Source organism: Xenorhabdus santafensis, from assembly GCF_033949405.1.
GTDB lineage: Bacteria > Pseudomonadota > Gammaproteobacteria > Enterobacterales > Enterobacteriaceae > Xenorhabdus > Xenorhabdus santafensis.
Map to the genome: position 1 here is coordinate 95,005 of NZ_VCDN01000012.1, position 12,841 is coordinate 107,845.

At 46.4% G+C, this 12,841-nt stretch carries 10 protein-coding genes; 5 read left to right on the forward strand and 5 right to left on the reverse strand.

Features of this window, described 5'->3' with window-relative positions:
- Positions 1-75 precede the first annotated feature (75 nt).
- On the reverse strand, positions 76-768 hold the full coding sequence (locus tag FE392_RS03250) for a Slam-dependent surface lipoprotein (RefSeq protein WP_319928795.1): 693 nt from the start codon (positions 766-768) through the stop codon (positions 76-78).
- 281 nt (positions 769-1,049) lie between these two features.
- Positions 1,050-1,880, reverse strand: a complete 831-nt coding sequence (fdhD, locus tag FE392_RS03255; RefSeq protein WP_319928796.1) for a formate dehydrogenase accessory sulfurtransferase FdhD — start codon at positions 1,878-1,880, stop codon at positions 1,050-1,052.
- Positions 1,881-2,260: 380 nt separating this feature from the next.
- Between fdhD and fdnG the strand changes: the two genes are divergently transcribed.
- Genes fdnG through fdoI form a run of 3 tightly spaced genes read left to right on the forward strand, consistent with a single transcriptional unit; the run spans position 2,261 to position 6,885 of the window.
- Entirely contained in the window at positions 2,261-5,308 is a 3,048-nt protein-coding gene (gene fdnG / locus FE392_RS03260; RefSeq protein ID WP_319928797.1) for a formate dehydrogenase-N subunit alpha, read from the forward strand.
- Positions 5,309-5,320: 12 nt separating this feature from the next.
- Positions 5,321-6,247, forward strand: a complete 927-nt coding sequence (gene fdxH / locus FE392_RS03265; protein ID WP_319928798.1) for a formate dehydrogenase subunit beta — start codon at positions 5,321-5,323, stop codon at positions 6,245-6,247.
- Positions 6,244-6,885 carry a formate dehydrogenase cytochrome b556 subunit gene (gene fdoI, locus FE392_RS03270; protein ID WP_319928799.1) on the forward strand — a complete coding sequence of 214 codons (642 nt, stop codon included), beginning with the start codon at positions 6,244-6,246 and terminating at the stop codon, positions 6,883-6,885. The genes fdxH and fdoI overlap by 4 nt, the downstream gene beginning before the upstream one ends.
- A 167-nt stretch (positions 6,886-7,052) precedes the next feature.
- Here the strand turns inward: fdoI and FE392_RS03275 are convergent, their stop codons facing one another.
- The 3 genes from FE392_RS03275 to FE392_RS03285 all read right to left on the reverse strand — a co-directional run bounded on the left by FE392_RS03275 (position 7,053) and on the right by FE392_RS03285 (position 10,165).
- Entirely contained in the window at positions 7,053-9,122 is a 2,070-nt protein-coding gene (locus tag FE392_RS03275) for a plasmid pRiA4b ORF-3 family protein (RefSeq protein ID WP_319928800.1), read from the reverse strand.
- A 445-nt stretch (positions 9,123-9,567) separates the two neighbouring features.
- On the reverse strand, positions 9,568-9,870 hold the full coding sequence (locus tag FE392_RS03280) for a TM2 domain-containing protein (RefSeq protein ID WP_319928801.1): 303 nt from the start codon (positions 9,868-9,870) through the stop codon (positions 9,568-9,570).
- 118 nt (positions 9,871-9,988) lie between these two features.
- Positions 9,989-10,165, reverse strand: coding sequence for a hypothetical protein (locus FE392_RS03285; protein WP_319928802.1), 177 nt, complete (start codon positions 10,163-10,165; stop codon positions 9,989-9,991).
- Between the two features lie 316 nt (positions 10,166-10,481).
- On the opposite strand from FE392_RS03285, the gene fdhE reads away from it, so the two are divergent.
- Together fdhE and selA are read left to right on the forward strand one after the other, a co-directional pair.
- On the forward strand, positions 10,482-11,414 hold the full coding sequence (gene fdhE, locus FE392_RS03290) for a formate dehydrogenase accessory protein FdhE (protein ID WP_319928803.1): 933 nt from the start codon (positions 10,482-10,484) through the stop codon (positions 11,412-11,414).
- Between the two features lie 18 nt (positions 11,415-11,432).
- Positions 11,433-12,830: an L-seryl-tRNA(Sec) selenium transferase gene (gene selA, locus FE392_RS03295; RefSeq protein ID WP_319928804.1), complete on the forward strand. Its 1,398-nt coding sequence runs from the start codon at positions 11,433-11,435 to the stop codon at positions 12,828-12,830.
- Positions 12,831-12,841: the final 11 nt, after the last annotated feature.

A 12,841-nucleotide genomic window follows, 5' to 3' on the forward strand; every position in this document is an offset into this window, starting at 1 on the left:
AACAGGGAAAATAAGATGAACGAAGAAGACAGTGTTAAGCGCAACACTGCCTTCTGGAAAAGTGGTCATGGCTGTTTATTTTTTAGTTCCGCCGAAAGCAGTATCCTTGGATCTGTCACTATCAAATTTGGTATATCCAGCCAAATTGTCAGCCGAGTCGCCGAAGAATTTTCCGTCGGTGACTCCATTGATATTACCGTTGGCGGTGGCTGTGCCTGAGAATCCAGCATCATCATTGATATTGGCATCAATATTTATACTTAATGACTGGTTTTTCAGTGAACCATCCATTTTTCTGGTATCAAAGTTTGCATTGAATTCGCCGGAGAGGAGATTGGTATGGTCATATTGGTTAAGACCTATTACCGAATAAGTGGCAGAGCCATTACTTGGCATATTGGTTGTAACGTTTTCACCTTCATAAAAAACAGTATGGGTGGGGTCTGATTTATTGGGTTTATTTTGGGACCATTCTCCGAAATAAATATCTGTTCCGGGAATCTGATCGATGTCGATAATGTTGCCATCACCGTTGTCGTAACGATAAATGTCATTATTATCTCTTGTTGCGAATGATTTCAGGGTAGAGGCAGGGTAAATATCATCTCCCAGAGAACTTAACCCAAGGCCGGGTTCACCATCCGCTTCTCCGATTAGTAGATGTGGAGTCGATTCTTGTTGGTTTATACCATATCCGAACTTTGCTTGGGCTTGGGTTATTAACCCTAGCGTGCCTAATATCACAATGAATATATTGATCTTTTTCATTATCTTCCTCACTAAAATATAAAACATAAGGAATTTATTATTGTCCTTTATAAAAATGCCCTAAATTTTCATAGTCCTTAACTTCAATCTTTAATTTCCGATATCGAAACAGCGCATTCAGTCCATGTTGGGAAAGTACACCCAGTAAATGTTTGTGTAAATTAAATGTTAAATCTTGTTGCTATTTTGTTTATTGCTTGCTGCTTGAGGGAGATGAAGTGGTCGGCAAATATGCGGTTATTTTTGATTGTTGAGGATGAAAAAGTGCTGTATCGCCTTAATCAGTCTACTAATCTTTGAGGATAGGTATACACTGTTGCCCGCCCAGGTTTACAAAATCCAACCAACGTCAGATTGCATTTCTGAGCAACTTCAATGGCAAGTGAGGTGGCGGCAGAAACGGCAAACAAAATTTCCACACCACAATGGGCTGATTTTTGCACCATTTCGTAACTGGCACGGCTGGATACTAACACAGCTCCTTGTTGCCATCCTGTTTTTGCCCGCATTCCCAGCAGTTTGTCCAGCGCAACATGGCGGCCTATATCTTCGCAACCGCCCAACATTTTTCCTTCTGGATCAACCCAGCCTGCGGCATGTGTGCAGCCGGTGAGTGTTCCGATTTCCTGCACGCGGGACAATTGAGACAGTGCAGTGTCAAGATAAGAGAGTGAGAATGTCTGGGTGAAAGGCAGGGGCGAAAGTGGCTGAAAGACTTCGGCCAGTTGTTCTGTACCGCAGATGCCGCAGCCGGTTCTGCCAGCCATACTGCGGCGGCGCTCTTTCAGGGCAACAAAACGACGGCTGGATAGTTCAATATGCAGTTCAATTCCGCCGTGACAACCGATGACTGAATCAATGCCCCGGATCTCCTGCAAAGATGTGATTATCCCTTCTGATAAGGAAAATCCGATGGCGAAATGCTCCAGATCTTTGGGGCTGGCCATCATGACCACATGAGAAATTCCGTTATATACCAATGCGATGGGAACTTCTTCTGCTACCCAATCCAATTTGGAGCTGTTAAGGTGATTTTTTTGTTTCACATTGAAACGGAAAGCGCCATTGGTTCCTTCAATGGTTAATTCATTGCCTGGCTTTGTATCATCCATTAGTGAATTCTCCGGCGGATTAATTCATAATACCGTTTGTGTGGATATACCTGATGTTTTTCAAGCTGCATTTTTGTTGTTGGCCGCACTTGTTTACCCCGGTCACCGTTTTTATCAGTATAAATAGACGGTTATCTATGCTCCCGGAGACCACTCCTTTGCCGCCTTGATGCAATTCGAAATCCATCGGTCTATTAGGGTATCAACCCACGCAACGATTCTGGAACCACACAATGGACAATGTTTATAACAGATGGCGTTGAAAATCAAAAAAACCTTCATCAAATGACTATCAGGCGATGCAGGGATAAAAAACGAACACCTCTGCGGGTTCTCTATTGGAGGGTGTGAAATGAGCAATGTGAGTGAGGAGTTTCCCCATGCAAGTCAGCAGAAGGCAGTTCTTTAAGATCTGCGCTGGCGGTATGGCGGGTACGACGGCTGCTGCTCTGGGGTTTGCCCCAGCTGCCGCAATCGCACAAACACGTAATTACAAATTGCTGCGTGCGCGTGAAACCAGAAATACCTGTACGTACTGCTCTGTCGGCTGTGGATTGTTGATGTACAGCCTTGGCGATGGCGCCAAAAATGCCAAATCCACTATTTTCCACATTGAAGGTGATCCGGATCATCCTGTAAACCGGGGTGCCTTATGTCCTAAGGGAGCAGGTTTAGTTGATTTTGTTCACAGCAAAAATCGCCTGCATTATCCAGAATATCGCGCCCCAGGCTCCAATCAGTGGCAGCGCATAAGCTGGAATGAAGCCTTTGAGCGTATCGCAAGGTTGATGAAACAAGACCGCGATGCCAATTTCATTGAAACCAACCAAGATGGTGTTACGGTCAACCGCTGGCTGACTACGGGGATGTTGTGTGCCTCCGCCGCCAGTAATGAAACCGGTTTCTTATCGCAAAAATTTAGTCGCGCTCTCGGCATGCTTGCCGTAGACAACCAGGCGCGTGTCTGACACGGACCAACGGTAGCAAGTCTTGCTCCAACATTTGGTCGCGGTGCGATGACCAACCACTGGGTGGATATTAAGAACGCGGATCTGATCGTCGTGATGGGCGGAAATGCTGCTGAGGCACATCCGGTTGGCTTTCGCTGGGCGATGGAAGCCAAAATTCACAACAATGCCAGACTTATCGTTATTGACCCACGCTTTACCCGTACGGCCGCCGTGGCGGACTTTTACACGCCTATTCGTTCCGGTACGGATATTACTTTCCTGTCAGGTGTGATCCTCTACCTGCTGACCCATGAAAAGATTAACCGTGAATACGTTGAGGCTTATACCAACGCCAGCTTGATTGTACGGGAAGATTTCTCGTTCGATGATGGTTTGTTCAGTGGTTATGATGCGGAAAACCGCAAGTACGATAAAACCTCATGGAATTATGAACTGGATGAGGATGGTTTTGCCAAACGCGATAAAACGCTGACCCATCCCCGTTGTGTCTGGAATTTGCTGAAAACTCACGTCAGTCGCTATACGCCGGAAGTTGTCGCGGATATTTGTGGTACACCGAAGGAAGATTTCCTCAAGGTGTGTGAATATCTCGCCGAGACCAGCGCGAAAGATAGAACGGCCTCGTTCTTGTATGCATTGGGCTGGACGCAGCACTCCGTTGGCGCACAAAATATCCGCACCATGGCGATGATCCAATTGTTGCTTGGCAATATGGGCATGGCAGGAGGAGGTATTAACGCCCTGCGTGGTCACTCCAATATTCAGGGATTGACGGATTTAGGATTGTTGTCCCAGAGTCTGCCGGGTTATCTCACACTGCCATCAGAAAAACAGCCTGATTTGCAGACCTATTTGCAGGCGAATACGCCAAAATCCACGGTACCGGGGCAGGTGAATTATTGGGGAAATTATCCGAAGTTCTTTGTCAGTCTGATGAAGAGTTTTTATGGAGATAATGCCCGTAAAGAGAATGACTGGGGTTTTGATCTGCTGCCTAAATGGGATAAACCTTACGATGTTCTGCAATATTTCGACATGATGTCGAAAGGGGAAGTGAATGGCTATATTTGCCAGGGCTTCAACCCAATCGCGTCCTTCCCGAACAAGAATAAAGTCGTTGCTGCTTTGTCGAAACTGAAATTCTTGATTACGGTTGATCCACTCAGTACGGAAACCGCCTCGTTCTGGCAGAACCACGGCGAATTCAATGATGTTGATCCTGCCTCCATTCAAACCGAAGTGTTCCGGCTCCCTTGCTGCTGCTTTGCGGAAGAAAATGGCTCGATAGTCAATTCAGCCCGCTGGTTGCAATGGCACTGGAAAGGGGCTGATGCTCCGGGTGAAGCTATTGGTGATGGTGAAATCCTGTCAGGTATTTTCAAGCGGTTGCGTGATTTGTACCGTGAAGAAGGGGGCGCAGTACCAGAGCAAGTCTTGAATATGACCTGGGATTACTTTGACCCCGATGCCCCGACGGCGGAAGAAGTGGCGCAGGAAAACAATGGCCGTGCGTTGGCGGATTTGTTGGATACCAACGGCAATGTGCTGGTGAAAAAAGGTCAACAATTGTCATCCTTTGCACAATTGCGTGATGATGGAACCACAGCCAGCGGCTGCTGGATTTTTGCCGGCAGCTGGACGCCGGAAGGCAACCAAATGGCACGCCGTGATAATGCTGATCCTTCCGGTATCGGCAATACATTGGGCTGGGCTTGGGCATGGCCTTTGAATCGACGGATTCTGTATAACCGTGCATCGGCTGATCCACAAGGTAATCCGTGGGATCCCAAACGTCGGTTAATCGAATGGGATGGCGATAAATGGGCGGGAGTGGATATTCCTGACTACAGCAATGCGGCTCCGGGCACGGATGTCGGGCCATTTATCATGCAGCCGGAAGGGATGGGCCGACTGTTTGCCATCGATAAAATGGCAGAAGGGCCATTCCCTGAACATTATGAGCCATTTGAAACGCCGCTGGGAACGAATCCCTTGCATCCTAATGTGGTTTCCAATCCGGCCGCCCGTGTGTTCAAGAGCGATTTTGAAGCGATGGGCAAGGCAAATAAATTCCCTTATGTGGGTACGACTTACCGCTTGACTGAACACTTCCATTTCTGGACAAAACACGCGTTGCTGAACGCCATTGCCCAGCCAGAGCAGTTTGTGGAAATTGGTGAACGGTTAGCGGCGGAGAAAGGCATCAAGCAGGGCGATACGGTTAAAGTCAGCTCCAATCGTGGTTATATCAAGGCCAAAGCTGTGGTGACAAAGCGTATCCGTACTTTGAATGTCCACGGTCAAGAGGTGGATACCATTGGTATTCCTATTCACTGGGGATTTGAAGGCGCGGCGAAAAAAGGTTTTCTTGCGAATACCCTGACGCCGTTTGTTGGTGATGCCAATACCCAGACGCCAGAATTCAAAGCATTTCTGGTTAATATCGAAAAGGTGTAGGGGAGCAAATTTATGTCATTGCAATCTCAAGACATTATTCGTCGCTCAGCCACCAATTCGTTGACTCCCGCACCACAGGTGCGGGATCACCAGCAAGAAGTGGCAAAATTGATCGACGTAACCACCTGTATCGGCTGTAAAGCGTGTCAGGTGGCCTGTTCAGAATGGAACGATATCCGTGATGAAATCGGGCACAACGTTGGCGTGTATGACAACCCGGCCGATTTAACAGCAAAGTCATGGACAGTAATGCGGTTTTCCGAAGTGGAAGAAAACGGCAAGCTGGAGTGGCTGATCCGTAAAGATGGCTGCATGCACTGTGCTGATCCGGGTTGCCTGAAAGCCTGTCCGGCAGAAGGTGCAATTATTCAGTATGCCAATGGCATTGTTGATTTTCAGTCAGAGCACTGCATTGGCTGTGGTTATTGCATTGCGGGTTGCCCGTTCGATGTGCCGCGCATCAATAAAGAAGACAACCGGGCTTATAAATGTACGTTGTGTGTTGATCGTGTCGGTGTGGGGCAGGAGCCTGCCTGCGTGAAAACCTGCCCGACCGGGGCGATTCATTTCGGCAGCAAGCAGGATATGCAAACACTGGCGGCTGAGCGGGTGCAAGAGCTGAAAGGGCGCGGCTATGACAATGCCGGCCTGTATGATCCCGAAGGTGTCGGCGGCACCCATGTTATGTATGTGCTGCACCACGCCAACAAGCCGCAGCTTTATCACGGCTTGCCGGACAATCCCACCATCAGCCCGACAGTCACGTTCTGGAAAGGTGTTTGGAAGCCATTGGCCGCAATTGGTTTTGCTGCGACTTTTGCCGCTTCCATTTTCCATTATGTGGGCATCGGCCCGAACCGGGTTTCTAAAGAAGAGGAAGAGAGTGCCCTCAAGGATATTGATGCGAACAATGACAATAACGGGGAGGTGAAAAAATGAAAAAACGTAACGATGTCATTATTCGCCATTCTCCCGTTGAACGGGTCAATCATTGGGCGGTTGTGATCTGTTTTCTGTTCACTGCCATCAGCGGATTAGGTTTTTTCTTCCCATCCCTGAACTGGATGATGAATATCTTTGGTACGCCACAGTTTTCTCGAATATTGCATCCCTTTGCGGGTTCGGTGATGTTCTTTCTGTTTGTCTTCATGTTTTTCAGATACTTCAAACATAACATGATAGATAAGGATGACATTGAGTGGGCGAAGAATGTTCACAAAGTGTTGCGTAATGAAGAAGCGGGCGATATCGGGCAGTATAACCTCGGCCAGAAAGGTATTTACTGGTCGGTCAGTGTTTGCCTGCTCCTGCTATTGGCCAGCGGCATTATCATTTGGCGTCCCTATTTTGCGGAATACTTTCCTATCCCGTTAATCCGGCTCGCCTTGCTGGTTCATTCATTGGCAGCGATTGGTTTGATCCTGACCATTATCGTGCACGCTTATGCCGCTTTCTGGGTGAAAGGTTCTGTACGGGCAATGGTTGAAGGCTGGGTTACACGCGGCTGGGCGAAGAAGCACCATCCGCGCTGGTATCGTGAAATCGTGAAGCAAGAGCAACAAAAAGAGAAAGAGTGATTTTTGAGCAGTGGAAACGTGATAATAAAGAGTGATTGGCAGATTTTAATCGTATCAACCGCGAATAAGGTTTATTGTCCGATCATTTCCTACAGTCGTTATCACGCGAGTTGCACCTCTTTGGATAAAACCGGAGGCTTATTTTCCTCCGGTCTTTCAAAATGTGATTAATCACCAAACAACATTTTGAGCCTATCATTAGCCTGCTGTTTATCAAAAGGTTCCAGCTGTTTATCCGGGGACAAGCCAGCCCATTCGAGCATTTCGGCTTCCTCTTCCGTCAGGGATTTATTTTTTCGCAGCTTGAGTAAATTGTTCCAACTCCAGACACCGCCGGAATCTTCAACCGGGCACATGCCATTGCCGGCGATAATTTCAGGCTGGTTAATATCTTTCTCAAGCACTTTTTCTACGGTTATTTGATGAAACCAATTATCACCAAAATCATATTGGTAGTTGAGTTCATCTTCGGTCTCACGCAAAAATATGCCGATAGGCAATTGATCATAATGCTCTTCCGGAATATCCATCCCATTGATTTCAAAACGGAACAAGTGAGCACTTTCCCAACCCATCGCGCCTTGTATCACATAATGCAAGCCTGACAAGGTTATCTGGTTGCTGAGCCGTATCCGGCGCCATACCGGAGGGCTGGCTTCTAATAAACTGACTTTAATCACCAACCCTTGCTCTGGCATGTCCACAGAAGTGGAATCAAGTTCTGCGTTAAATAATTCAAAACTGGCTTCTGCCAATGTATCGAATAACGCAAATTTCTTGCGATTTAACGAAGGGTCACTGAGCGTATGAGCCAAATCTAAATAATCATTGGTGAAACACTGTGAGTTGGGTGACTGTTTATACCGCTCTACGGCAGCAGAATAAGTCAGGCGCTCGGCAAACAATTCCCGGTTTGCATAATAATAAAGCTTCAATAAGTCCCTGGGTTTTTTCGCTTTTAATAAACATTCTTCCGGTGCCAACCAACTCAGGATTAATTGCGATCCCATCGCAAGTTCCAGACGATTCCGCTCCCGTCGTTTTAGATCTTCCTGATAACCCAATTTCTGGCTCCAGTGTTCAAGTTCAAATGCCTCTGGTTGTGTCCACTCAAAAGGCAAATGGGATAACCAATAAAGGGAATAGAGATCGAGCGGTGTATTTTTCTCTTGTTGTACTGACAGTATCCACGGCAAAACTTGCCCCAGCCATGCCGGAGATACTGAATAAAAATCAATTTCCGTATCTAAATGCCCGATCAGCTCAGGAATGGAAAGCTCAGGATTAAGGTTCAGCATGCTTTCCCGGATGCCGGATTTAAAATCCAACATCATGTTTATTTGGTATAGCTGCTCTTCCAGCGTGATTTTCAGCATCATGCTGGCGCAATCATTGCCATCGACATGAGAGGCGTACAATTCATGTATTTCCGCTGTCGCCCGGACTTTATTGTGTGCCATCGCGTGTTTTTTCCAGCGCTTAAAACAAGGTTTAATGGCCGGATGGCGGTTGAACCGTACACACAGATTGAAAAGTTGAAGATAAGATAAATTCTTCCATACGGAGGATGGGCAACTGTCTATTACTTGCGCACTGGCAAGCGCAATCGGCTCTTCAAAATATTGAGTCAGCAGAAGCAATGCATCTATGCCCCATGAATAATGAGTAACTTCTGACAGCAAATAGGGAATGGTTTCGGGAGGGGCGATAGAAAAACTGTGTTCGAAAAATTCAATGAATTCGATACCGGATTTAATGCCGAATTCATCAATCAGTTGGCCCAGAGTGGGTTGATGTTTGGGAAAGTGCTTGATATTGGAATCATTGGCATGTTTGGGTTTGTCTAACAGCTTAGCCGTATCTATTCTGATATTAAACTGATGCCTCTTTAATATTGATAGGCATAACAGCACGCATTCAGTATTGAGCCAGGATTTTTCTTGGGCATCATTCAGAATAAACCCAATGGCTTCTTCAAATTGCCGTTTGATTTCTGGCGGCAACTTGTTTGCTGTTAATGCAAGCTCTGACACCGCAACATCGACCCAAGTGTCAACGCTGTCCCCTATTTTGTCCATCATCTCATCAGGCAGCGTTAACACTGAAGAGATCAATAGAAATACATTCTCTGGTTCAGAAAACCACTGTACTTGATTTGAGGATAATATCCGCTGTTTTTCCGGCAGGTGATCATATTCTTCTATCGCGGTAAGTAATTTTTCAGATGTTAGTTTCATTTCAACCCTCTTCTTATGCGGATAATTCAATTAAGAAGAGTGCTGATGATGGTGCTGTTAAACCCACCCTTCTTCAGTCATAACATAAAGACTAACAGCTCAACCCGAATTTAACATTTATCTTCCATTTTACTACATCTTCTGAGGTATGTTTTTTTGCTGTGTTCGGATAAATGTGATGCCAGTAAACTTGTGTTGAATTTAACGGCCATGCCATGCGGATTTATTCAACCAGTTGATTAAAAATATCATCCGAGCTGGTATCGTGGAATCGTGAAGCAAGAACAACAAAATGAGAAAGAGTGATTTTTGAGCAGGGTGCTTTGATTAATTTGTGTTGCTTGCTATTAATGGCTAGTGTCATTTATGGCGGGGGAGCCGTCACTGCGTTTTAAATGGAATGAACGGGCTAATTAGCCCGTCTGTCTAGCTTAGAAAGGGGGTATTAGCCATACTTCTTAGCGAAATCTTTATCTGACATACATAAGTAGATAATAAATTCAATAAAAGAAACAATATAAGGAATGAACGTCCAGCAAAAAATAAGGTACAAGAGCCCCATTCCTATTTTTCCTAGATAAAATTTATGTGCTCCGATGCAACCAAGGAAGAAGGCTAACAGAGCCGCAGTTATTCTGCTTTTTTCGCCTTTAATTTCTTCTTGTTGAACAGCACCACAACCAGGGCAAGAAATAGCAGAAATGTGGATTTCTTTTCCACAACCACGGCAATAAACCATGTTCGACATCTTAATATCCTACTTTAACGTAATTGTTTCATTTTAAAACTATTGTGTCTAAAAACCAATGGTTTTCGGCTTCGCTGGAATTAGAATAATTAATGGGAATGGTTACAATTAATTGATTTTAATGAAAAATATTGTGGTCATCTCCATCCAAAAGGCGGTTGGCAGTATCCTTGGCAAAATTTCCCCCGCCACGCCGGAGAAATGAGGTAAAGCCAACTTGCGTTTCTAACTGACTGATAAACTTAGTAATGGTGAACTCTGAATCAAGATTCAGAATGTTTTTTAAATCCAACATTATATTGGTCTGGAATAGTGGTCTTTTTAACGTGAGCTTTATTTGAATTCTCTTCAGATATGGATAACTCAATCAAGAAAGGTGTTGATGATTATGCTGTTAAACTCCCCCTCCCTAATCGAAGATAATAAAAACTTAACCAGACTTTGACCGTTTTCTCCTTTTTCTTCTGCGTTCGTTGACGCATTTTTTCCGGTATCCGGATAAATGTGATGTCAGTAAACTTGTGTTGAACTTAACGGTCATGCCATTCTGTGGTTTGGCAGGGTAAGATTGGTTGCTATTTAGATATCAACATAGTGGGAGGGATAAGGTAATGAGTATTCGCATTGTGCCAAAAGAGCAGTTAGGCAAAGAGCGCGTTAATGAAAGAGGAGCGGGTTTTATCCCTCCTTTGTTGTTTGCCAACCTGAAAAACCTGTATCAACATCGTGCGGAGCGTTTAAAAACGTTGGCAGCGAAAGATAATCCACTTTCAAGCTACCTGAATTTTGTTGCTGAAATTGTGCAGGCTCAGCAGAAGGCTTTGTATGATAATCCCCTGAATCGCGAATTGGATGAGATCCTCGGCGATTACCCGCCAAAAAATGGTATCCCTCTGGATTGCAAAACTTTACCCCGTACCCTCCACTGGCACAATATTTTACAGTCTTTGGTGGCTGAACTGTTGCCAACGATGCCTGAACACGTGAAACCTGCTCTGGAAAATCTGGCGAAAAACTCAGAGCAGGAGCTGGAAGAGATGGCCAGCGCATTGCTCAATAGCGAATTTGGCAAGGTCAGTGCCGATCAGGCGGTTTTTATCTGGGCAGCCTTGTCTGTCTATTGGGCGCAAATGGCCAGTTTAATCCCCGGAAAAGCACGGGCTGAATATGGCGAGCATCGCCAGTTTTGCCCGGTTTGCGGCAGTATGCCTGTGGCCAGCATCGTGCAAATTGGCACGAGTCAGGGGCTGCGTTACCTGCATTGTCATTTGTGTGAAAGTGAGTGGCATGTTGTACGGGTAAAATGCAGTAATTGTGAGCAAACGGGTGATCTGAACTATTGGTCACTGGATAGTGAGCAAGCAGCCACTAAAGCAGAAAGTTGCGGTGATTGCGGTAGTTATCTGAAGATTTTTTATCAGGAAAAAGATCCAAATGTGGATGCCGTGGCTGATGATCTGGCGTCACTGGTTCTGGATGCAAAAATGGAAGAGGAAGGTTTTGCCCGTAGCAGCCTGAATCCTTTTTTGTTTCCCAACGAATAAGTGGCTAAGGGAAAAATGATGACACATGCAATAAACTCGCTGTATCGCCTGTTGCCCTCCATCGACAAATTATTGCAGGAGCCCGGGATAATCCCGCTGGTTGAGACGCATGGGCAGACGCGGGTAGTGGATATGTTGCGGGAAATGCAGGAGCAAGCGCGGTTCAATATCCGAAATCATCAAACCCTGCCTGAATGGAGTGATAACTGGGCTGCATCACTGAATGACCGGATCAGACAAGAGCAAACACCAGCCTTGAAACCGGTATTGAACCTGAGCGGGACGGTGCTTCATACCAATCTGGGGCGTGCATTGCTGGCTGAATCCGCGATTGAGGCCGTGACACAAGTGATGCGTTCGCCAGTTACACTGGAATATTCCCTTGATGGTGCAGGCCGGGGGCACCGTGACCGGGCCTTGGCGGATCTGCTGTGTACTCTGACCGGTGCAGAAGATGCCTGCATCGTCAACAATAATGCGGCTGCGGTGCTGTTGGTATTGGCAACGGTTGCGCAGGGCAAGCAGGTGGTTGTTTCCCGTGGCGAGCTGGTGGAAATTGGTGGTGCGTTCCGTGTTCCTGATGTGATGGTGCAAGCAGGCTGCCGTCTGGTGGAAGTCGGAACGACCAATCGAACGCATTTGAAAGATTATCAGCAGGCAATCAATCCGGAAACTGGGTTGCTGATGAAAGTGCATACCAGCAATTACAGCATTGAGGGCTTTACGGCTGAAGTTTCGGGAGAGGAGTTGGCTAAGCTGGGGTTGGGAGCGCAAATCCCAACAGTCATTGATCTTGGCAGTGGCTCCATGATTGATATGACGCAATACGGCTTGCCGGCTGAACCGATGCCCGGGGATTATCTGAGACAAGGTATCGATTTAGTCACTTTCTCGGGCGATAAACTGTTGGGCGGCCCGCAAGCCGGCATCATTGTCGGCAGAAAAAAGTGGATTGAGGCTATCCAGCGCCATCCGCTGAAACGTGCGCTACGGGCGGATAAAATGACGCTGGCAGCACTGGAGGCAACATTGCGCCTCTATCAACATCCAGAACAACTCCATCAAAAATTACCGACCCTCCGCTTGTTGACTCGTTCGCAAAGTGAAATCCATGATATGGCGCAACAGCTGCTTCCCCAAGTTCGGGCATATTATGGTGAAAAATTTATTGTTCGTGATGAACCTTGCCATTCCCAGATTGGCAGTGGATCTTTGCCCGTTGACCGTTTGCCCAGTTGGGCGCTGACTTTTACTGCCATTGATGGGCGTGGCAGCACATTGGAAAAATTGGCCCATCAATGGCGCAATTTGCATAATCCCGTGATTGGGCGACTGTATGATGGGCGGTTATGGCTGGATTTACGTTGCCTTGAAGATGGGAACGCACTATTGCGGTTATTGTTGTCATCATCATAAGCATCACCATC